Here is a 20,260-nt window from a genome sequence, read left to right as displayed (position 1 = left end):
CGGGCCGTTCTACCTTGTTCGGAGCCCCCCGTTCTACCGTGCGGTTCGGACGGCCCGCTCGACCTGTTCGATTGGTGTCGGGGGGCGTTCCGCGTCGTCGTCGCGGTCGCCGAGTTGGGTCCGACACGACGCGCCCGGCGCGACGACCCGCTGTCCGTCGCTCGCCGCCACCTGCTCGAAGAGGATGTCCCCGATAGCGTCGCTCATCGACCGGTGTTCGGCCTCGTAGCCGAAGCTTCCGGCCATCCCGCAACAGCCCGAATCGAGCGGGTCGACCGCGTAGCCGGCGCGCCTGAGCACCCCGACCGCGTGGTGGTCTTTCTTCACGGACTTCTGGTGACAGTGGCCGTGGTAGGCGAGCGACTCGCTCGGCGCGTCGAACGCCAGTCGCTCGTCGAGTCGGAACGAATCGAGGTACTCCATCACGCCGTAGGTGTTGCGAGCGACCCGCTCGACGGCGGGCCCCGAGAGCAGGTCGAGGTAGTCCGACTGGAGCATCACCGCGTCCGAGGGCTCGACCAACACCACGTCGCGTCCCGATTCGACCTTCGGGGCGAGTTCTGCGACGTTCTCGCGCGCCGTGTCCCGCGAGATATCGAGAAAGCCTTTCGAATGCGCGGGCCGGCCGCTGTCGGTGTGGTCCGCGAGTTCGACGCGAACGCCCGCCGCCTCCAGCACGCGCACGGCCGCTTTTCCGGGTTCCGGGTGACTGTAGTTCGTGTACGTGTCGACGAAGAAGACGGCCGTCCGCTCGGCGTCCGCCGGGGCGACCTGCGACCCGCCGCGGGCCTCGAACCAGTCGTGGAGCGTCTCGCGCTCGAACGACGGGAGCGTCGCCTCGGACGTGATGCCGACCGCGGACTCCAACAGGGACCGCGCGCCCGGGAGTTTCGTCGCCCAGTTCGAGACGGGCGCGAACGCGCTCCCCACCTTCGAGAGCGTGTCGACGTTGGCGAACAGCTTATCGCGGAGGCTCGCCCCCTCGCGGCGGTGGTACTCGTGGGTCATCTCGGCTTTCAGCTTCGCCATGTCGACCTCGCTCGGACAGTCGTTCGAACAGCCCTTACAGCCGATACAGAGGTCGAGCACCTCGTGCATGAACTCGACGTCGAACTGCTCGTCCGCCGAGAGGTCGCCGCTCATCGCCTGCCGGAGGAGGTTCGCGCGGCCGCGCGTCGACTGTATCTCCTCGCCGCTGGCCCGGTAGGTCGGACACATCACGCCGCCGGTCGTGTCTTGGTCGCCGCGACAGCCGGCACAGCCGTGACAGAGTTCGGCCATCCCCTCGAACCCGTTGTCGTTCGCCCATTCGAGCGCGGGGTCGAAGCCGGCGTCGAACTCGTAGTCGGGGTCGTATCGCAGGTCGTCGGTCATCGAGACGCGCCGGGCGCGCTCGGGCGTGTCGTCCGGGAGCGACTCGTCCGGTTCGTAGCCGCAGACCTGTCCGGGGTTGAGGAGCCAGTCGGGGTCGTACGCCGTCTTCAGCTCTCGGAACGTCTCCCACAGCGAGTCGCCGTAGAGCCTGCGGTTCCACTGGGTGCGCGCCCGACCGTCGCCGTGTTCGCCCGAGACGCTCCCGCCGAGGTCGACGACGAGCTCGGTCACTCGGTCGGAAATCTCCTCGTACGTCGCGAGGCCCTCGGCGGTCTTCGTTGTGACGAGCGGGCGGACGTGCAGGACGCCCGGCCCGGCGTGGCCGTAGAACGCCGCGAACGTCCCGAGGTCGTCGAGCACGTCGCGGAATCCGCCGACGAACTCGGGGAGGTGCTCGGCCGGAACGGCGCAGTCCTCGATGAACGAGAGGTGTTTCTCGTCGGTCGTCCGCGAGAGCAGAATCGGATTGCCGGCCTTCCGGAGCTTCCAGACGCGGCCGCGCGCCGCCTCGTCGTGGGCCTCGATGGCGTCGACGGCGCTCTCGCCGACGCGGTCCGCGACGAGCGCGTCGACCTTCTCGCGGCCGGTCTCGTCGTCTTCGGCGTAGAACTCGACGAGGAGCGCCGCCCGCGTGCCGTCGGGGAGCATCCCCACGACGTCTTCGAACTCCGAGGTGTCGCCGGCGAGGTCGATGAGCGTGTCGTCGATGAACTCGACGGCCGCCGGGTCGTGTTCGAGGACCGCCACGACGTCTCTCACCGCCGTCATCAGCTCGTCGTAGGTGAGAAGCGCGACCGCTTTGGTCTCCGGGACGGGTTCGAGCGAGACGGTGACCTCGGTGATGAGCGCGAGCGTCCCCTCGGAGCCGGCGAGCAGTCGAGCGAGGTTCACCGACCCCGACTCGGCCTCGTCGACGAGCCAATCGAGGTTGTAGCCCGAGACGTTGCGCTTCAGGTCGGGGTAGCGCTCGCGGACGAGGTCCGACTCGGATTCGAGGATGCGGTGGACTTCGGCGTAGACGCGCTCTCGGATGCTCCCGTCGGGGTCGGCCCCCTCGCGGAGCGCGTCCAGCGTGACCTCGCCGAACGTCGTCACCGTCCCGTCGGCGAGGACGGCCTCGACTTCCTCGACGTAGGCGTCGGTCTTGCCGTACTTCAGCGAGTGCGACCCCGTCGAGTTGTTCCCGATTGCGCCGCCGATGACGCTCCGGTTCCCGGCGGCGGGGTCGGGCGCGAACTTCAGGTCGTGCGGCGCGAGCGTCTCGTTCAGCTTTGCGAGCGTGACGCCCGGCTGGACGCGCGCCGTCCGCGCCTCGGGGTCGACCGACAGCGGCGCGTCCATGTATCTCGTGAAGTCGAGGACGACCGCCTCGTTCACCGTCTGTCCGGCGAGGCTCGTCCCGCCGCCGCGCGGGAGCACGGGGACGTCCTCCCGTGCGCAGTATTCGACGACCGCCGCGACGTCTTCGGTGTCCGCCGGGAAGACGACCCCGATGGGCGTCACCTCGTAGGCGCTGGCGTCGGTCGCGTACAGCTGGCGGGAGTAGGAGTCGAAGCGGACGTCGCCGCTGACGCGCCGTTCGAGCGCGGCGACGAGGTCCGGCCGTTCGACGTCGTCGCTCACGTAGTCGTAGTTCGTGTCCGATGCGTCTGCCGGGTCGGTGGCGGCTGTCTGTCGCGTCGTCATGCGGTGGTCTCGGATAGTAATCGCAACGTCTTGGTCGGTGGTCGCGTCGGCGAACTCGGTGCCGGGTCGGTTCCGCTCGTCCGCGATGAGGCTGTCGTCTCGGAGAGCCCCGAACCGACACCGGCGGCGGTCGCCGTTGACTCTCGTACACGCGAACGGACGAAGGCATCGTATTAGTGGCTTACGCTACCACACGTCATCCGGTCGCTCGTCGCACCGGTGGCTGGCTGAGCCACCGGGCGACCGGAACGCCACAGGACCGCCGGGCGACCGAAACGACAGGACTGCCGACGACCGGAGCGACTGACGCGTGGGCGGTCAGTCGGCCCGCAGAAAAACCGCGGAGCGGGTCAGTTCTGGCCGTGCTTCTGGACGTCCACGTCGGCGAACGACACGTCGCGTTCTTCGACGCCGACGGTCATCGAACCGATGTTCTCGATTGTCGCGTCGACGGTGTCGCCGTCCGCGAGGGGGCCGACGCCTTCCGGCGTCCCGGTCGTGATGACGTCGCCGACCTCTATCGTCGCGCCGATGGAGGCGTACTGGACGACGTCCGCGCACGTGTACACCATCTCACTGGTGTTTTCGGACTGACGGACCTCGCCGTTCACGGCGAGTTCGAGGTCGAGAGACTGGGGGTCGCCGACCTCGTCGGGCGTGACGACGCAGGGGCCGACGACGGTGAAGGTGTCGTAGGATTTCCGGTTCGAGCGGTCCTGGTCGCCGCGGACGGAGATGTCGAGGAGAATCGTGTAGCCGAAGATGTTCTCCCACGCCTCGTCGTTGGAGACGTCTTTCGACTCCTCGCCCATGACGAACGCGAGTTCGATTTCGTGGTCGATTCGGCGGTCGGAAAACGGGATGACGATGTTCTCCGAGGGGCCGATGACACTCGACGGGGCCTTCAGGAAGTAGCCCTTGTCCTTGATGGAGAACCACTCGTCGGTCGTGATGTCCTTGTCCGCGATGGCCTCCGCGATGTGGTTCTCGTAGTTGAGCGGCGCGGCGATGACCTTCCCGGGGCGTTCGACCGGCGCTTCGAGCGTGACGTCCGACACGTCGACATCGGCGTCGGCGTCGACGTACTCGCTCGCGTCGTAGTCCCCTTCCATGTACTCGACGAGCGGCTCGTCGCTCGTGAGCCCGAGGCGGTCGGTCAAATCGACGATACCCTCGCCGTCGTCGGTCAACAGACCGAGTTGGCTCTGGTTGAATCGAACGAACTTCATTACACTCGTTGATTTACCCGCAGGTGTTTAAATTACACCGGTTCAGGTAGACTGGGAACCCCATCCCGTCGCCGTGACACGAACCACTATACCGGTCGGCGTCGCACCGTGAGGTAATGCAACACACGTTCGACGGGATGGAACCGGTGATAGACGAACGCGCGTCCGTCTCGGAGATGGCGTACCTCGTGGGAGATGTCGCAGTCGGACCCCGCGCGAGTCTCTGGCCGTTCGTCTGCCTCCGCGGCGACCGGGGGGCCGTGACGGTCGGCGCGGACACCAACGTACAGGAGTTCACGATGCTCCACGGCGCGACGGTCGGGGACGGCGTGAGCATCGGCCACGGCGCGGTCGTCGATTTCGCGACCGTTGAGGACGACGCGCTCGTCGGGATGGGGAGCCGCGTCCTCGGCGGGGCGACCGTCGAGTCCCACAGCATCGTCGCCGCGAACGCCGTCGTCACCCACGACCAGACCGTGCCGTCGGGCCATCTCGCGTACGGCGTCCCCGCGGAAACCCGACCGCTTTCGGACGCGCAACTGGCCGAAATCGACGACACGCGCGACCACTACGTCGAACTCGGCAGGGAGTTCGTCGAAGCCGGGCCGCATCGCTACGTGGAGTGACCGCCACCGAGACCGCCACCGGCGGGGCCACGCAGTCGACAGCTCATCGGTTTTCAGACAATACCGTAGACGGACCGACGTGACGTACCGACCGCAGTGGGGGTTCGATGCGAACCCGACCGTGCGGTTCGGCGAGTATCGTTCCGCCGAACCGGTGTTCGACGCGTTTTCATATCCTGAATAATTGTGTACAATTGGCGGTATACTGTCAAGTATACCTGTGAAGTATTCTACGCCCTCGGGCCGGGTAGCCGCCGGTATCGGCACGATGACTTTATGCACCAGCAGTACGAGCGTGTCACCAATGGTGCTGGAAATCAGAGCAGGGGAGTGTGTCGGATGAGTCCGCAGTACATCACGTCCGAGGACCACCTGCCGGCAGACACGGGGGGGGAAGTGACGGTTCAGGTGACGAATCAGGAGACGAAGGAGATATTTCAGACGCGTGCGCGCCTCTCGCGGGACAGTCACGACCTCGACGACCCGGAACCGCTGACGGTGCTCCGCGGCCCCCACGAGAACGTCGAAGAGCAGTGGTATATCGAGATAATCGAGGCCGACCTCGACGGGGCCCCGGTCGACGACGGCGTCCTCGACCGATGCATCGAGCAGAGTCGAACGCAGTCCGACGTGGTCACGGTGCGAAGCGAGGACGTCCGCGCCCTCGTCACGTACCTCGTCGAGACCGGGGAGTACGACTCCGTCTCCGAGGCGGTCCGGACGTTCGTGACCCAACACCTCGCCGAGACCCGGCCGTTGCTCCTCGACCGATACGTCGAGCGACGAGTCCGCCTCGAACAAAACGACCTCTCGAGGCGGCTCACCGGTGGTGACGAGACGTGAGCGCCGACCACCCCACGGAGAGTCTCCGCGAGTACGTCGCGCGTCTCGAACGCCGGGGCGACGTCGCTCGCATCGACCGGTCGGTCTCGTGGGACCTCGAAGCGAGCGCGATAACGATGCTCGCGAACCAGCGCGACGACCGGATTCCGCTCTTCGAGTCGGTCGCGGACACGGACATCGACGCGCGACTCGTCGGCGACCCGTACCGCGGCAGTCGGCGGCGGCCGTGGGACCGAATCGCCCTCGCGCTCGGACTGGACCCGGGACTGTCCGCCGACGAGTACTACGAGACGGTCATCGACCGGCTCAAGCGCCCCATCGCTCCCGAAACCGTCGACGGCGGCGACGCGCCCTGCAAGGAGGTCGTTCGGCGCGGCGAGGACGCCAACCTGCTGTCGCTCCCGTGGCCGTACATCCACGCCGGCGACGGCGGGCGGTACTCCAACCTCCACACGATGGTCGTCAAGGACCCCGACTCGGAGTGGATAGACTGGTCGGTGCATCGGGCGATGGTGCAGGACGGCGAGCGCGCGAGCCTGCTTCTCCTCGCGGGCGAGCAGACGCCGAACATCTACTACTACAAGTACGAACGACGGGGCGAGCCGATGCCGGTCGCGCTCGTCATCGGGGGAGAGCCCGCGACGCAGGTGACCTCCTCGATGTGGATTCCCACGGGGCGCGACGAGGCGGGGTTCGCCGGCGGGCTGAAGCGCGAGCCGGTCGAACTCGTCGAGTGCGAGACGAACGACCTGTTGGTGCCGGCGAACGCCGAAATCGTCGTCGAGGGGCACGTAGTGCCGAACGAACGACTGGACGAGGGACCGTTCGGGGACTACTTCGGCTACATGCACGGTCCCCGCCGCTCCATGCCGGTCCTCCAAGTGGACGCGATTACCCACCGACGACGGCCCGTGATACCGTTCTGCGTCGAGGGCTCGGGCGTCGGCCACACGCTGAACACGAACGCGACGCTCGAAGTGGCGTGCGTCGGACCCGACGCCACGCTTGGTCTGCGAACGGCGGGCTACGACGTCGAGAAGTGCGTTCCGTGGCGGTTCACCTCCCGGACCGTCTACGTCGTTTCGACCGACGTCTCCCGCCCCGGATACCTCCACGAACTGGCGAACTTCATCTTCACCACGTGGGGGATGCTCCACGTCGACTTCTTCGTGTTCGTCGACTCGGACGTGGACCCGCTGTCGATTCGGGAGGTGCTCGAATCGCTCGCGCTCCACGCCGACCCGGAGTCGGACTTCCACCAGTTCGGCACGGTCGCGATGCCGAAAGTCCCCCTGAACATCTACCAGACGCCGGAGGAGAAAGGGGACGGCGAGACCGGCACGTCCAAGACCAAGACGACGAAGGCGTACATCGACGCCACTTCGGGCGACGACGACGGGAACCGCGCCGACGCCGGTCTCGACGACGACTTCGTCCGGGAACGCGCCCGCGAAATCCTCTCGGCGGCCGGTGTCACCGTCGACGGCACCGAGGGAGGGAGCCTGTAATGCTCGGCGTTCGCGACCTGCTCGACCGGCTCGACGACGCCGACGACCTGGCCCGAATCGACGAGCGGACGCACTGGGCGGACACCGCGTTCGCGGTGAGCGCCGAGGCGGCGCGGGCCAACGGGCCGGCCGTGCTCCTCACGGACGCCGGGGGCCACGCGCGACTCCTCGCCGGGGGACTCGGCGGTCCCGACCGGCTCGCGGTGCGTTCGCGCGACCCCTGGTCGCGTCTCGGCGCGGCGCTGGGACTCGGCTTCGACGCGGGCTACCTCGACGTGCTCGACGCGCTGGTCGCCGCCCGCCACGGCGGTCCCGTGCCCGCGGTGGAACCCGCGGCCGCCACCGAGACGGTGTCCGACCTTCGGTCGCTGGGACTCCCGGCGGTCTCGGACACCGGCGTCCCGGCGGTCACCCTCGGCCTCGGCGCACACTCGAAAACGGCCGACGACGGGGGCGATGCCGACAGCGAACGGGCGTCCGACGCGGTCGATACCGACGCGGTCGAGTGGTTCCCGGTTCGGGGGTCCGTCCGCGGGAGCAACGGGCTCAGGCTCTCGGTCCCGGCGGACCTCGCCGCCGACGTCGCCCCGGGGACGACCGTCTCCTTCGCGCTCGGAACGCCGCCGGCGGCGCTCGTGGGCGCAATCATGCGCTGGGTCGGCGAGACGCAGGTCGCCGGCGCGCCGGCCATCGCGAACGCGTTCGGGCCGGTTCCGGTGGCCTCGACGGCCGCGGGAGCCGTCCCGGCGGAAAGCGAGGTGCTCGTGGACGCGACGATTACGGGTCGCGCCGACGGCGACGACGCGGGTCGAGCGCCAGAGACGCGTCGGGAGCCGTGGGAGGACGCGATGGCGACCGCGACCGTCGAGGCCCGCGCCGAACGGGTGACCGTCCGCGAGAACCCGGTCGTCCCGTTCTCGCCGACCGGCGCGCCGATGGCCGACGGCCGCGCGCTCCTTTCGGTCATCGAGTCCGCCCGCCTGTACGGCCGCGTGAACAACTACTGGGGCGTCGCGCCGGTCGAGTGGCTCGCGTTGCCCGCGGAGACCGGACTCGGCATCTGCCTCGTCGCCAGCGAAATCCTGTACGCGGGCTTCGAGTGGCAACTCGCCAACACGCTGTTTTCGTTCTCGCGGCTCTTCGACAAAATCGTCGTGCTCGACACCGAGACCCGCCCGATGGACCTCGCGCGGGCGTTCGACGATATCTGGGTGAAGGCGCACCCGGCGAACGACTGGGAGTTCTCCGACTCCGCCGCACCCGCGGCGAGCGCGCCGTACTACCGACAGGACGGCGCGACGGGCGCGAACGTCTACGTCAACGCCGCGTGGGACCCCCGGTGGGACGAGGAGTTCATCGCCCCGCGCGTCACCTTCGAGACCATGTATCCCGAGGCGCTCCGCGAGGCCGTCCGGGCCGACTGGGCCGACATGGGGTTCGACCACGGCGACGAACACGAACCGCGGGGCCAGCGAGGCGACGCGACGGGCGGTGGTGACGAGTGAGCCCCGTCGGGCGGACAGAACGCATCGCGCACACCGCCGCGAGCCCCGAAGGCGAAAACAGCACGTACGTGCTCCCGGACCGCGGCGTCGTCGTCGACCCGGGGCCGCCGGGAGACGCGTCGTGGGAGGTTCTGCGGTCGGGGTTGTCGGCGGCGGGGCTCCCCGTCGAGCGGGTCGAGACGGTCGTCGTCACCCACTGGCACGCCGACCACGCCGGGTTGGCACCCAGACTCGCGGCGGCCGCCGACGCGACGCTCGCCCTGCACGAAGCCGACGCGCCGTTAGTCGCGGCGTACGCCGCCGAGCGGAACCTCCGACTGGACCGAGACGCCCGCCGCCTCCGCGAGTGGGGGGTTCCCGACGCCCTCGTTTCGGCACTTCGAGACGCCGACGAGCCGTCTCCGATGCCCGACGAGTACCCCGTCGTCACGCTCACCGACGGCGCGACAGTGGGGGGTGTCGAGGTCGTTCACGCGCCGGGACACACCGCGGGACACGTCGTGCTCGACGCCGGAGACGTCCTGTTTCTCGGTGACGCGGTCCTCCCGACGTACACGCCGAACGTCGGCGGCACCGACACCAGACTGACCGACGCGCTCGCGACGTACCTCGACACGCTCGACCGAATTCGAGAGCGCGCCCGCGAGGCCGACGCCCAGCCGGTCGCGTTCCCCGGCCACGGCTCGTCGGTCGAGCTCTTCGACCGAATCGACGCGATTCGCTCCCACCACACCGAGCGGGTCCGAACCGCCGTCGCGGAGCTCCCCGACCGGGACGGTGACGGGGTGACTCCGTGGGCCGTCGCGCGCTCGCTGTTCGGCGAGATGCGCGGTATCCACGCGAAGATGGGGGCCGGCGAGGCCGCCGCGCATCTGGCGTTCGCCGCCGACCGCGGGCTGGCCGAACGGGTCGCTGTCGGGCCGGACAGATACGTCAGGGGCGACGCTCGGTCGTTCGACGGCGTCGACCGCTGACCGAGCGGTCGCCGTTTCGCGTTACAGATAAGGTCCTCGACACACGAGGGGAGGGTATGACGTTACTGGAGCGTGCTCTCTCCGAGGAGCACCACGACGTGCTGGACCGCGCGGAAACGTTTGCGACGGAGTCGGTCGCCCCTCGCGCCGAAGAAATCGAGCGAAGTCGAGAGTTCCCCCGCGACGTCGTCGAGGCCGCGGGCGACGCCGGACTGCTGGGGATTCTCGTTCCCGAGGAGTACGGCGGCCTCGGCGGCGACTTCCTCTCGTACTGCCTCGCGATAGAGCGCATCGCCGAGGAGAGCGGCGCGGTGGCGGAGACGATTCAGGGCCACACGTTCGCGATGCTCCCCGTGTTGAACTTCGGCACCGACGCACAGCGCGAACGACTGCTTCCCGACATGGTCGCCGGCGACGCCGTCGGGTCGATGCTGTTGACCGAACCCGGCGCGGGGTCGTCGCCGACGGAACTCGGGACGGTCGCCGAGGCGACCGACACCGGCTACCGAATCTCCGGAGAGAAGTCGTTCGGGACGAACGCGGGCGTCGCCGACGTCCATCTCGTCGTCGCGCGGAAACGGCCACAGCCCGAGGACTCCCACGGCGTGAGCGTCTTTCTCGTCCCCAGCCCCGACGAGGTCGACGGGTTCTCGTTCGAGCGAGGGGAGTACCTCGGCATGCACGGGCACGTCACCGGCGATTCGACGTTCGATGACGTCGCGGTCGACGCGGACGCGCTCTTGGGAGCCGTCGGTCAGGGCTTCCGCATCGCGATGGGCACTATCGACATGGCCCGGACGGGACTCGGGGCCATCGGCTGTGGAATCGGCCGCGCCGCGTTCGACGAGGCGGTCGCGTACGCCGGCGACCGGCGACAGGGTGGCAAGGCCGTCGGCGAGTATCAGGCCGTACAGGTGCTCGTCGCGGAGATGGACTCCCGACTCGAATCGGCCCGCAGTCTCGTCTACGACTCCGCGGTCCGCATCGCCGACGGAGAGGGGGACACCCGCGTGTCGTCGCGGGCGAAGTTCACGGCGAGCGAGGCCGCGGAGTTCTGTGCCCGAAACGCCATGCAGGTGTACGGCGGGAAGGGCTACCGGACGGACTACCCCCTCGAACGGTACTACCGCGACGCCCGCATCCTCGCGATTATCGGCGGCACCACCGAGATTCAAAAGACCACGGTGGCGAGCGCGGCGCTGGGGCTCTGAGCGTCGCCCATGGTTCGGAACTACGACAGAATCGCTCTCTCCCGGGCGGAGCAGGTAGCGCTCATCGAGGAAGCGCCGGTCGCTCGCGTCGCCACCGTCGGTCCGGACGGCCTGCCGCACGTCGTGCCGGTCGCCGCCGCGGTCGTCGACGGTCGCCTCTGTTTCGAGACCGACGCGGACTCGGTCAAGGTCGAAAACATCAGGTCGACGGGCGTCGCCGCGGCGGTCGTCGACGCCGGGGAATCGGAATACGCCGAGCATCGCGGCGTCCAATGGCGCGGTCCGGCCGCCGTCGTCGACGACCCAGAACAGGTGGCGGACATCGAGCGCGCGCTGTTCGGCACCGTGAAGTCCATCCCGGACGCGAGCGGTCACGAGCGCGTCAAAATCGCGCTGACGCCCGAGCGAACCGTCTCGTGGGACTTTCGAAAGCTCGGATAAGTCGGATAGGACGAGGTCGAACGGGCGCGCTCCGGTTCAGCGCGTGCCGTCTCGGTCGCGGCCGGTCGACGGAATCGCGCCGTCGTACTTGATGCGCTCGAAGACGGTTCGACAGCCGTTGCAGTAGTACTGGCTCTTCGAGACTTCGCCGCCGAATCTCGACTCTCGTTCGGTGTCGCCGGAGCCGCAGAACGGGCAGACGGCCTCTGGTGGGTTGCCGTCACCGTCGCCGTCGTCCGTGTCGGCTCCGCGGTCCGATGCGCCGCCGCTCCCGCCGCCGAACGACTCGGTGGAACTCATTCGATGACGTACTCCCTGTTCGTGACGCCCTGCAGTTGGTCGGCGACGCGCTGGTCGATGTGACCGTCGCCGCTCCGGCGTCGTTTCTCGTCCCACTCGTCGGGGTCCGGCACGTCGTCCGTCAGCGCGGGGACGGTGACGTCGGTCCCCGCGAACAGGTCCACGTAGTGCTCGCGGAACGCCCCGCGAATCTCGGCGACCGCGCGGTCGGTGAAGTCCGCCTCGACGAGCGGGTCCTCGCCCGCGCCGTAGGTCGCGGGACCGATGAACGCGAGGATGCCCGGGAAGTAGCGTTCGAGAGCGGCCTCGACCGCCTCGGGCTGGTCGACCGCCAGCGTTTCGAGGCGAGCGTCGTGGTGTTCGAGATGGAAGTACTCGTCTTCGCCCATCTTCTGGACCATGCCGGTGAAGTCCTCGTGTCGGATGGCGTCGAGCAGGAGCCACGCGGCCCGGTCGGAGAGGGCCACCTGAACCATGAACGTCGGCCACGCCTCGGCCTCCTCGTCCAGCGGCTGGGCGTTGGCGTACTCCGCCGGCTCGCGGTCGGTTTCGAGCCAGTCGCGGTCGACGCCCTGCTTTTCCAGCAGGCGGAACAGCTGTCGGACCTGCCCGATTTCGTCCTGCCCGTTGGACGCGCCGGAGATGTCGTCTTCGAGGTTCGGTCCCTTCAGCATCCACTCCCCGTAGCGCTGGCCGAGGAGTAACTTCGTGTCGGCGATGGCCTGCACGTAGTCGCGGGCGACCGCAGGCCAGCGACTCTCGGCGTCTGCGCTCATGCGACACCTCGACTGCTGATGGGTTCTTCGTTGACTTCGAGGAGGTCCTCCTCGCGGACGACGCCCATGAAGTCCCAGTCTTCCTCGTCGTACGTTCGGTGGGCGTAGATTCGCGCGAGGCGGTCCGAGTCCGCCTGAACGGTTCCTGCGTGTATCATGTCGTCTCCGGATCTGTTGCGGGTGAATACGTGGTACTTCATAAGCCGATTCCTGCGTCTCGCAGTTCTTCTCGCGCGCGGTCGGTGAGCATGTCTTTCGACCAGACGGGGTCCCACGTCACCTCGATGGTGACGTCGGTGACGCCGCGGACGGTCCGAAGGACGGCGCGGACGTCGTCCTGAATCATGTCGTAGGCCGGACAGCCCATACAGGGGTAGGTCATCGTGACGGTGACCTCGCCGGCGTCGACCTCGATGTCGTAAATCATCGCCATGTCGACCAGACTGACCGGGATGTGCGGGTCGGGCACCTCGTCGACGGTCGCCCAGAGCTCCTGTTCGAACTCGTCGGCGTCCTCTTCGGGTCCGATGCTGAATCCGGCCGTTCCGGTGCCTGCGGTGTTCGCGCTCATACTACACTTTCACCTCTAACTTGCCGGACTGGAGCATGTTGACGTACTTCTCGTTGGCGGGGCCGCGCGAGCGCCATCGGTCGAGGACGTCGTCCCAGCCGATAGGCTCGTCGAAGCGCCACTCCTTGTTGTCGGCGTCGAACGCGACCGGCATGTCGTATTCGAGGACGTACTCCTCGGCCTCGTCGTCGAAGTGCGCGGGCACGTCGAGGTCCAGTTCGTTCGCGAGGGGGACGGTGTGGCTCATCCACTCCTGTCGGAGTTCGTCGTTGGTCTTCCCCTTGATGCGGTAGTCGAGTTGGTCGGTGTTGTGCTTCTTGCCGTCCGGCATGCCGAACCACTCGATTCCCATCGGGAACATCCAGTCGACCGCGTCCTGCACGCGCTGTTTCGTCTTCTCGGAGTTGTTGACCAGCCGGCGCATCCACGTTTCGCCGTGGCGGAGGTGGAACTGCTCTTCTTTGCCGACCTTCCGGAGCGCGCGTTTCCACGGGGCGTACGAGGTGTTCGCCTCGATGTCGCTCAGGAGCACCATCCCCGCGCGGTCGAACATCCCGTGAGCGCTCACGAGTTCGGCGAACGTTTCGAGGTGCTGGTCGAAGCCGTAGGTGTTGCGGAACTCGTGGGGCTCGCGCTCGTAGATGAGCTCTTCGCGGTCCTCGCCGAGGTCTTCGAGCAGTCGGTAGGCGATGTGACCGTGGCCGAGTTCGTCTTGGATGACGCTGATGCACGACGCACGCGAGTCGAGCGTCGGCGCGTTCATCGACATCTCGTAGTACGCGGGCGCACTCATGAGTTCGGTGTCCGCCGAGACCTTGAGGGTCGCCTTCAGCGCCTTCTTGTACCCCTCGGTCATCTCCGACACGTCTTCGATCATCCGACCGTTCTGTAGCTGGTTCTTAAATTGTTTTTCCGTTGGCATGGCTTGTCTAATCGAACTCATCAAACAATTAGAGTCGAACGTTATGAATGTTTCTCTGTCCCACCCCCGACCCGAGCGACGCGCCGGCCGTAATGTAACTCGACATATAGTTCGATACGAATATTTTAGGCAGTCGGCTCCAGTATCGGTTGTATGGGTATTCAGACACGTCACGCTGAAAACGAAGATGGAAGCGACATACTGGAGCTCTGGCACGGATTCACAGATCATCTCTCGCGGTTCGACGACCGATACGGCCACAGCGACCAGGCCGACGAACGCTGGCTCCGCTACTTCGAGAACCAGCTCGTCGATTCGAAGTACGGCACCGTGCTCTTGGCCGAGGTCGACGGCGAGGACGACCCCGTCGGCGTCCTCGAAGCCCGCGTGATGGGCGACCATCCGATTTTTCGACTCGCGAACCACGGATACATCCACGGCCTCTTCGTGCGCGAGGAACACCGCGGCGCGGGCGTCGCCGGCGAGTTACTCGACGCGGCGGCCGTGTGGTTCAAACAGGAGCCGCGGGCGGTCGACTACTACCGAATCGACGTGTTAGCGGACGACGACACCGCCGCGAAGATGCTGGAGTCCCACGGGCTGGACCCCGTCGAACTCGTCTACGAAGAACGCCTCTAACATGGTCGAATACTACGAAGTCGAGTTCGTCGACGAAGGGCGCACCATCCAGGTTCCCGACGACCGGCCGGTGTTGGAGGCCGCCGAAGAGGTCGGAATCGACCTTCCGTACCAGTGCCGAATGGGCGTCTGCGGCGTCTGTTCGGCCCTCCGAGTCGTCGAAGGCGAGGTCGATCAAGTGGAGGCGATGTTCCTCTCGGAGTCCGAAAAAGAGGAAGGCTACGTCCTGACCTGCGTCGCAAAAGCGCGGTCGGACCTGAAGCTTCGGTCGAACTGCGGCCCCTGAAACCCATTCTTTCGTCCGTTTTTGGCCGGCGATACCGACCTTCGAGCAGTCGCTTCTCGAACGCCACGACGAGATTACCGTCCCATCGAGTCCCCACCGTGGCGCTCGAACGACGGCAGTGTATACGTACCTGTATACAGCTCTGGACCGGAGTTCATCACGGTCGTTCGAGAAAGTACCTCCGAGGGTAGTTACAACCGTATGACTGTAATTGGTGGTGTGTCCGATGCGGTCCGAAGCCGATTCGGTCGAACTCGGTGACGGTCTCTACGAGAAGACATTACAGCCATATGTCTGTAATAGTTGGGCACCACAGCCGGCGTCACGCGGCGTGGCGCGCCGACCGACGAGTCGTATACGGTTCTGTATACAGGCCGGCCGTGAACGCGGGGGTGCGCGTCGTTAAGTATTAATAGCCCGCTAGGGAAATGACAGTCGATGTCAGACACCGACTTCGAGACCATCGACTGGTCGTTCGACGAAGAGACCGGACTGGGGCGTATCACGCTCGACCGCCCGAAGGCGATGAACGCGATTAACATCCAGATGCAACACGACCTCATCGACGCCTTCGACGCCTTCCAGGCGCTGGACGACGAGGCCGATGGCATCGCAGTCAGGGCCGTCATCGTGGATTCCGCGGGCGACAAGGCGTTCTGTTCGGGGTTAGACGTCGGCGAGATGAGCGACTTCTCGACGTACCACCAGAAAAAGCGCGTCCCCGACCTCTTCTGTGAGATGTGTGCGGCCTTCGAAGAGTACGATGCGCCCGTCGTCGCCGCCGTCGACGGGCTCTGTCTCGGCGGCGGGTTCGAAATCGTGATGTCGTCGGACTTCCGATTCGCCGTCGAGGCCGCCTCGTTCGGCCAGCCCGAAGTGAACTTCGGCGTCCTCCCCGGCGGTGCCGCGGCGCAACGGCTGACCACGATGGTCGGTGCCAGCCGAGCCAAGGAAATCACCATGACCGGCGACCGACTCAGCGCCGCCGAAGCCGCCGAGAGCGGCATCCTGACGGACGTCGTCGCCGACGCCGACGAACTCGACGAACGCGTCGACGAGCTGGTGTCGAAGCTCGCGAGCAAACCGCCGCTCGCGGTCCGCTCTATCAAACAGGCGGTCAACATCACGCGCAACGTCGGCTACGACGCCGGCATCGAATACGCCAGCCACGCGTGGCCCGCCCTCGCGCAGTCCGACGACTACGCGAAGGCAATCGACGCCTTCGGAAGCGACGAGCAACCGGAATTCGAGGGGAAGTAACGCCGTGAGCACCGACTCGCCGGACATCAGAGACAGCTTCGACTTCGAGGGGCGAACCGCCTGCGTGACCGGCGCCGCACAGGGCATCGGCGAGGCCGTCGCCGAGGCCTTCGCCGCCCTCGGAGCGAACGTCGTCGTCGCCGACATCGACGGCGCGGGCGCGGAGGCGGTCGCGGAGCGGGTCGCGGACGCGCACGGCGTCCGCGCGGTCGGCCTCGAAACCGACGTCTCGGAGTACGACGCGGCGGTGGCGATGGTCGAAGCGACCGTCGAAGCGTTCGGCTCGCTCGACGTCCTCGTCAACAACGCCGGGGTGGCGGGCGTCGAGAAGTTCCTCGACTCGGAGCCGGCCGACTGGGACGAGAAGCTCGGCGTCTCGCTGTACGGGACGCTCAACTGCACGCACGCGGCCCTCCCCGGAATGGTCGAGCGCGGCGACGGCGTCGTCATCAACTACGCGAGTTCGTCCTACCGGGGGAACGACCCCGGACTGGCGGTGTACGGCGCGGCGAAGGCCGCGAACCGCTCGTTCACGAAGACGATGTCCAAGGAGGTCGGCGGCTCCGGCGTCCGCGTCAACTGCGTCTGTCCGGGGACCGTCGAGACGCCGTCGACCAAGGCGTTCGTCGAGAAGTACCGGGAGAAACTGGGGCAGTCGTACGCGCTCGAACGGGTCGGCCGCCCCCAAGAAGTCGCCAACGCGGTGGTGTTCCTCGCGAGCGACGCCGCAAGCTGGATTACCGGCGAGACGGTTCACGTCGACGGCGGCTACATCCGGCGGTAGTCGTTCGACTTCGACCGAATTCTCCCGGGGCGAAACTGCCCCGACGACTCACCGTCAGATCGTCCGATTCTCAGGCTTCCTGCCGCTGGCGCTCGCGTTCCCGGAGCTTCACGCGCTGAATTTTGCCGGTCTCGGTCCGCGGAAGCTCGTCGACGTACTCGACGCGACGCGGGTACTTGTACGGCGCGAGCGTGTTCTTGACGTGGTTCTGGAGCGACTCGGTCAGCTCGTCGCTCGCGTCGAACCCGTCTGCGAGGATGACGAATGCCTTGACCACCTGTCCGCGTTCCTCGTCGGGCGCGCCGACGACGGCGACCTCGGACACCTCGTCGAGCTCCTGTAGCACTGCTTCGACTTCCGGGCCGGGGATGTTGTAGCCGCTGGAGATGATGAGGTCGTCCTCTCGGGCCTTGTATTCGAGGCGGCCGTCCTCGCGGTGGATGTAGATGTCGCCGGGGAGACTCCAGCCGTCGACGAGCGCGTTCTCCTGTTTCTCCGGGCGGTTCCAGTACGAGATGCCGGTCGGCCCGCGAACCGCGAGCAGACCCGCCTCGCCGCGCGGAAGCTCCTCGCCGGTGTCGGGGTCGATGACCTTACACTCGTAGCCGGGGACCGGGTAACCCGTCGCTCCGGGGTCGATGTCCTGGCCCTCCCGGTGGCTCACGAAGATGTGGAGCATCTCCGTGGTGCCGATACCGTCGTAAATCTCCACGCCGTAGCTGTCTTTGAACTTGTTGAACGTGCTCGGCGTCAGGGGCTCGCCGGCGCTGATTGCCATCCGGAGCGACGAGGTGTCGTACTTCTCAGGGCCTTCGGGGTGCTTCTGAAGAATCTGGTTGTACGCGGTCGGTATCGAGCAGATAATCGTGATTCCGTGGTCTTCGACGGCCTGAAGCAGGTCGCCGGGAGACGCGTTCTCGACGAGGCTCGTGGTCGCGCCGAACCGGAGCGGCATCGTCACCAAGTCGCCGTAGCCGTAGGCGAAGGGGAGCGGCGGATTCCCGCCGAACACGTCGTCTTCGGTGGGGTTGAGACAGTACCGGGCGTAGCTGTCCGCGGTCGCCAGCACCTGTCTGTGCGTGTGTGTCGCCCCCTTGGGTTCGCCCGTCGTCCCGGAGGTGTAGAGCATGAGCGCGAGGTCGTCGCGGGTCGTCTGGTAGGCGTCGAGGTCGTCGTCGGCCCCGGCGGTCAGCTCGTCGTAGTCCGTGTGGTCGTGTTCGACGCCGTTTCGCTCGACGACGACGACGTTCTCGACCGTGTCGGTCCGCGGGAGCGCCTCGTCGATTTCGTCGAGAAGCGCGTCGTAGACGACGACCGTCGAGGCCTCGGCGTTGTTGATGATGTGGACGAGCTCGGCCGCGCGGAGCAGTTTCATCGAGGGGAGCGCCACCGCGCCGATTTTCTGGGCGGCGAGACAGGAGACGATTGCCTCGGGGCGGTTCGTGAACCGAACGACCACGCGGTCACCGGGCTCGACGCCCAGATTCACGAGGCCGTTCCCGAGGCGGTTGACCTGCCGTTGCAGTTCGGCGTACGTCAGCTCCTCGTCTTCGAACCGGATGGCGACGTTGTCCCCCCGACCCTCCGAAACGTGACGGTCGACCAGTTCGGTAACCACGTTGACGTGCTCCGGGTAGTGGAGCTCCGGTAACGCGTGAACGAGGCTCGGTCCCACGTCTGGTAGGTACGACTCGGGTATCTTCTCTTGCATGGGCTGGCTGTATAATCAATATTAATCACGAAATATCTTGCGGTGTGTTCAGTAATAACCGCCTGTATACTGAGGGAACCCGACGACGGAGCGATTAACGCGAGAATACCGACGAGCGGCACGGCGACGGGTGATTTCGCTAGCCTTCGAAGGGAGCCAGCATCTCGGGGGTGAACGTCGTGGGGTTCCCCGCTCGGTCGAAACACCCGTACTCGGTGACGCCGGATATCCGAACGGTACCCTCGGTTCGGAACGCGTGTTCGACTCGAATCGCGTCGTCGTCGACCGCCCGAACGTCGCTTTCGACCGCGAGTTCCGAGTTGAATCGGACGGGCGATTTGAACTCCCAGTGCCAGTCGCGGATGCGGTACGGCTGTCGGTCGCCCGATATCTCGGCCAAGCGCACCCCGCTCGCCGCGAGAAACGACTCCAGCGCGACATCGGCGAACCGCGGGTACTCCTCGAAGTACGCGAGTTCGGACGACTCGATGTGCGGCGCGTTCACGCTGAACGACTCCTCGAACGTGGGATACCGATTCGGGTCGCTCTCGGGGTCGTCACCGGGGCCGACGTCGACCGTCCGGTCGACCCGGTGGTCGGCCAGCGTTTGTTTGACGTCTGCCGGGAGCGAGAGCGCACCCCCTTCGGGGGCAATCGTCACGTGGGTCATCCGCGCCGTCGAGAGCGGCTCGCCGTCGCCGTCGGTCGTCTCGTACACCAGTTCGAGACTGGAGTCGCCGACGCGGGTCGCCTCGACGTCGACCGAGACCGTCTCGCCGAAGGCGGGATACCGATAGACGGTCGTATCGACGCCGACGGGCGCGTAGGGAATCGCACCGTCCCCGACCAGTCGCTCGAACGGGTAGCCGACTTCTCGGGCGAACGCCTGCGTCGATATCAGTTGCCAATCGAAGAACTTCGCCCCGTGGACGAGCGGGCCGGCCATCTCGCCGAAGCGGAGTTGGTGGCTGTCTATAACTCGCATGGAAGATGATTTACTATCGGTGTACAATAGGGTTCAGATGTCGGCAAGGACGTGGCGTATCACCGGGAGGTGTCGGTCGGCCTCGTCAGGAAGATGTTCGTCGCCCGCCAGTAGATGACCTCCTCGTCGGCCCCGTTCGTCGCTTCGACTTCGGTCGTGATGTACCCCCTGTCGCCGCGGCTGGTCGACTCGGTCTTCTCCAGTATTCGGGCCTCCGCGCGGATGGTGTCGCCCGGATAGACGGGCGTCTTCCAACGGAGTTCTTCGAGTCCGAACGACCCCAGCGTCGCCGTCTCTGCGAGGAATCCGTCTACCAGCAAGCGCATGCACGACCCCGCGGTGTGCCAGCCGCTGGCGATGATGCCGCCGTACATCGTCTCCTCTGCGACCACCGGGTCGGCGTGAATCGGCTGTGGGTCGTAGCGCTCGGCGAATCGCAGGAGTTCGGTTCGGTCGGCCGTGTAGGTGCCGAGGTCGAGAACCTCTCCGACCGGGATGTCTTCGTAGTAGCGTTGTGACATCGAACAGTAAGTCACGCAAACGAAGTAATAAGTGCTCTGTCCGACGCACTCGCTCTCGCGTGGGCGCGCGGTCAGATACGTTCACCATCGACCGACAACATATCTACC

The 20,260-nt window shown here is 66.6% G+C and carries 21 protein-coding genes; 11 read left to right on the top strand and 10 right to left on the bottom strand.

Translation table 11 applies throughout. The features are described 5' to 3' along the window. Positions 1-33 precede the first annotated feature (33 nt). Both C438_RS03785 and C438_RS03780 read right to left on the bottom strand, forming a co-directional pair. Positions 34-3,060, bottom strand: coding sequence for an FAD-binding and (Fe-S)-binding domain-containing protein (locus C438_RS03785; RefSeq protein WP_004967940.1), 3,027 nt, complete (start codon positions 3,058-3,060; stop codon positions 34-36). A gap of 350 nt (positions 3,061-3,410) precedes the next feature. Further along, positions 3,411-4,289, bottom strand: a complete 879-nt coding sequence (locus tag C438_RS03780; RefSeq protein WP_004967939.1) for a fumarylacetoacetate hydrolase family protein — start codon at positions 4,287-4,289, stop codon at positions 3,411-3,413. A gap of 116 nt (positions 4,290-4,405) precedes the next feature. Here C438_RS03780 and C438_RS03775 point away from each other — a divergent pair, with 116 nt between their 5' ends. The 7 genes from C438_RS03775 to C438_RS03745 all read left to right on the top strand — a co-directional run bounded on the left by C438_RS03775 (position 4,406) and on the right by C438_RS03745 (position 11,397). Further along, a complete protein-coding gene (locus C438_RS03775; protein WP_004967938.1) occupies positions 4,406-4,915 on the top strand; it encodes a gamma carbonic anhydrase family protein in 510 nt (169 codons plus the stop codon). 339 nt (positions 4,916-5,254) lie between these two features. Continuing rightward, positions 5,255-5,758, top strand: coding sequence for a hypothetical protein (locus tag C438_RS03770; RefSeq protein ID WP_004967937.1), 504 nt, complete (start codon positions 5,255-5,257; stop codon positions 5,756-5,758). Next, positions 5,755-7,266, top strand: a complete 1,512-nt coding sequence (locus C438_RS03765) for a UbiD family decarboxylase (RefSeq protein WP_004967936.1) — start codon at positions 5,755-5,757, stop codon at positions 7,264-7,266. The genes C438_RS03770 and C438_RS03765 overlap by 4 nt, the downstream gene beginning before the upstream one ends. Further along, positions 7,266-8,771: a UbiD family decarboxylase domain-containing protein gene (locus C438_RS03760; RefSeq protein ID WP_004967935.1), complete on the top strand. Its 1,506-nt coding sequence runs from the start codon at positions 7,266-7,268 to the stop codon at positions 8,769-8,771. Before C438_RS03765 ends, C438_RS03760 begins: the two co-directional genes overlap by 1 nt. Continuing rightward, entirely contained in the window at positions 8,768-9,745 is a 978-nt protein-coding gene (locus C438_RS03755) for an MBL fold metallo-hydrolase (protein ID WP_004967934.1), read from the top strand. The genes C438_RS03760 and C438_RS03755 overlap by 4 nt, the downstream gene beginning before the upstream one ends. Positions 9,746-9,801: 56 nt before the next feature. Further along, on the top strand, positions 9,802-10,956 hold the full coding sequence (locus C438_RS03750) for an acyl-CoA dehydrogenase family protein (protein ID WP_004967932.1): 1,155 nt from the start codon (positions 9,802-9,804) through the stop codon (positions 10,954-10,956). Between the two features lie 9 nt (positions 10,957-10,965). Beyond that, positions 10,966-11,397, top strand: a complete 432-nt coding sequence (locus tag C438_RS03745) for a pyridoxamine 5'-phosphate oxidase family protein (protein WP_004967931.1) — start codon at positions 10,966-10,968, stop codon at positions 11,395-11,397. A gap of 36 nt (positions 11,398-11,433) precedes the next feature. On the opposite strand, the gene C438_RS03740 is transcribed toward C438_RS03745, so the two are convergent. From C438_RS03740 to C438_RS03720, 5 genes are read right to left on the bottom strand one after another with little or no spacing between them, the layout of a single operon-like run. Next, a complete protein-coding gene (locus C438_RS03740; protein WP_004967929.1) occupies positions 11,434-11,697 on the bottom strand; it encodes a PaaD-like zinc ribbon domain-containing protein in 264 nt (87 codons plus the stop codon). Beyond that, positions 11,694-12,473, bottom strand: a complete 780-nt coding sequence (locus tag C438_RS03735; protein WP_004967928.1) for a Phenylacetic acid catabolic protein — start codon at positions 12,471-12,473, stop codon at positions 11,694-11,696. Before C438_RS03735 ends, C438_RS03740 begins: the two co-directional genes overlap by 4 nt. Then, entirely contained in the window at positions 12,470-12,631 is a 162-nt protein-coding gene (locus tag C438_RS03730; RefSeq protein ID WP_239640632.1) for a phenylacetic acid degradation PaaB family protein, read from the bottom strand. Before C438_RS03730 ends, C438_RS03735 begins: the two co-directional genes overlap by 4 nt. Before the next feature lie 38 nt (positions 12,632-12,669). Then, positions 12,670-13,044, bottom strand: coding sequence for a metal-sulfur cluster assembly factor (locus C438_RS03725; protein ID WP_004967926.1), 375 nt, complete (start codon positions 13,042-13,044; stop codon positions 12,670-12,672). 1 nt (position 13,045) lies between these two features. Next, positions 13,046-13,921, bottom strand: coding sequence for a Phenylacetic acid catabolic protein (locus tag C438_RS03720; protein WP_004967925.1), 876 nt, complete (start codon positions 13,919-13,921; stop codon positions 13,046-13,048). 198 nt (positions 13,922-14,119) lie between these two features. On the opposite strand from C438_RS03720, the gene C438_RS03715 reads away from it, so the two are divergent. The 4 genes from C438_RS03715 (at position 14,120) to C438_RS03700 (ending at position 16,935) form a co-directional block, all read left to right on the top strand. After that, positions 14,120-14,605 (top strand): GNAT family N-acetyltransferase, encoded by a 486-nt coding sequence (locus C438_RS03715; protein ID WP_004967924.1) that lies wholly within the window; start codon positions 14,120-14,122, stop codon positions 14,603-14,605. Between the two features lies 1 nt (position 14,606). Beyond that, positions 14,607-14,891: a 2Fe-2S iron-sulfur cluster-binding protein gene (locus C438_RS03710; RefSeq protein WP_004967923.1), complete on the top strand. Its 285-nt coding sequence runs from the start codon at positions 14,607-14,609 to the stop codon at positions 14,889-14,891. Positions 14,892-15,329: 438 nt separating this feature from the next. Then, positions 15,330-16,151: an enoyl-CoA hydratase/isomerase family protein gene (locus tag C438_RS03705; RefSeq protein ID WP_004967922.1), complete on the top strand. Its 822-nt coding sequence runs from the start codon at positions 15,330-15,332 to the stop codon at positions 16,149-16,151. Positions 16,152-16,155: 4 nt separating this feature from the next. Next, positions 16,156-16,935, top strand: a complete 780-nt coding sequence (locus C438_RS03700; protein ID WP_004967921.1) for an SDR family NAD(P)-dependent oxidoreductase — start codon at positions 16,156-16,158, stop codon at positions 16,933-16,935. 70 nt (positions 16,936-17,005) lie between these two features. Here C438_RS03700 and C438_RS03695 read toward each other — a convergent pair whose 3' ends face one another. The 3 genes from C438_RS03695 to C438_RS03685 form a co-directional block, all read right to left on the bottom strand. Next, positions 17,006-18,646 carry an acyl-CoA synthetase gene (locus tag C438_RS03695; protein ID WP_193363623.1) on the bottom strand — a complete coding sequence of 547 codons (1,641 nt, stop codon included), beginning with the start codon at positions 18,644-18,646 and terminating at the stop codon, positions 17,006-17,008. A gap of 139 nt (positions 18,647-18,785) precedes the next feature. Continuing rightward, a complete protein-coding gene (locus C438_RS03690; protein WP_004967919.1) occupies positions 18,786-19,631 on the bottom strand; it encodes a thioesterase family protein in 846 nt (281 codons plus the stop codon). A gap of 59 nt (positions 19,632-19,690) precedes the next feature. Beyond that, complete coding sequence (locus C438_RS03685) at positions 19,691-20,152, bottom strand: MaoC family dehydratase (RefSeq protein WP_004967918.1); 462 nt, start codon at positions 20,150-20,152, stop codon at positions 19,691-19,693. Positions 20,153-20,260: the final 108 nt, after the last annotated feature.

It is taken from the genome of Haloferax denitrificans ATCC 35960, from assembly GCF_000337795.1.
Classification (GTDB): domain Archaea; phylum Halobacteriota; class Halobacteria; order Halobacteriales; family Haloferacaceae; genus Haloferax; species Haloferax denitrificans.
This window is presented reverse-complemented; position numbering and strand designations above follow the sequence as displayed.

What these genes read in the sequence shown, in the direction of transcription:
- C438_RS03785 (WP_004967940.1), bottom strand. Translation starts at nt 3,060, where the DNA reads ATGACGACGCGACAGACAGCCGCCACCGACCCGGCAGACGCATCGGAC.
- C438_RS03780 (WP_004967939.1), bottom strand. Translation starts at nt 4,289, where the DNA reads ATGAAGTTCGTTCGATTCAACCAGAGCCAACTCGGTCTGTTGACCGAC.
- C438_RS03775 (WP_004967938.1), top strand. Translation starts at nt 4,406, where the DNA reads ATGCAACACACGTTCGACGGGATGGAACCGGTGATAGACGAACGCGCG.
- C438_RS03770 (WP_004967937.1), top strand. Translation starts at nt 5,255, where the DNA reads ATGAGTCCGCAGTACATCACGTCCGAGGACCACCTGCCGGCAGACACG.
- C438_RS03760 (WP_004967935.1), top strand. Translation starts at nt 7,266, where the DNA reads ATGCTCGGCGTTCGCGACCTGCTCGACCGGCTCGACGACGCCGACGAC.
- C438_RS03750 (WP_004967932.1), top strand. Translation starts at nt 9,802, where the DNA reads ATGACGTTACTGGAGCGTGCTCTCTCCGAGGAGCACCACGACGTGCTG.
- C438_RS03745 (WP_004967931.1), top strand. Translation starts at nt 10,966, where the DNA reads ATGGTTCGGAACTACGACAGAATCGCTCTCTCCCGGGCGGAGCAGGTA.
- C438_RS03740 (WP_004967929.1), bottom strand. Translation starts at nt 11,697, where the DNA reads ATGAGTTCCACCGAGTCGTTCGGCGGCGGGAGCGGCGGCGCATCGGAC.
- C438_RS03735 (WP_004967928.1), bottom strand. Translation starts at nt 12,473, where the DNA reads ATGAGCGCAGACGCCGAGAGTCGCTGGCCTGCGGTCGCCCGCGACTAC.
- C438_RS03730 (WP_239640632.1), bottom strand. Translation starts at nt 12,631, where the DNA reads ATGATACACGCAGGAACCGTTCAGGCGGACTCGGACCGCCTCGCGCGA.
- C438_RS03725 (WP_004967926.1), bottom strand. Translation starts at nt 13,044, where the DNA reads ATGAGCGCGAACACCGCAGGCACCGGAACGGCCGGATTCAGCATCGGA.
- C438_RS03720 (WP_004967925.1), bottom strand. Translation starts at nt 13,921, where the DNA reads ATGATCGAAGACGTGTCGGAGATGACCGAGGGGTACAAGAAGGCGCTG.
- C438_RS03715 (WP_004967924.1), top strand. Translation starts at nt 14,120, where the DNA reads ATGGGTATTCAGACACGTCACGCTGAAAACGAAGATGGAAGCGACATA.
- C438_RS03710 (WP_004967923.1), top strand. Translation starts at nt 14,607, where the DNA reads ATGGTCGAATACTACGAAGTCGAGTTCGTCGACGAAGGGCGCACCATC.
- C438_RS03705 (WP_004967922.1), top strand. Translation starts at nt 15,330, where the DNA reads ATGTCAGACACCGACTTCGAGACCATCGACTGGTCGTTCGACGAAGAG.
- C438_RS03695 (WP_193363623.1), bottom strand. Translation starts at nt 18,646, where the DNA reads ATGCAAGAGAAGATACCCGAGTCGTACCTACCAGACGTGGGACCGAGC.
- C438_RS03690 (WP_004967919.1), bottom strand. Translation starts at nt 19,631, where the DNA reads ATGCGAGTTATAGACAGCCACCAACTCCGCTTCGGCGAGATGGCCGGC.
- C438_RS03685 (WP_004967918.1), bottom strand. Translation starts at nt 20,152, where the DNA reads ATGTCACAACGCTACTACGAAGACATCCCGGTCGGAGAGGTTCTCGAC.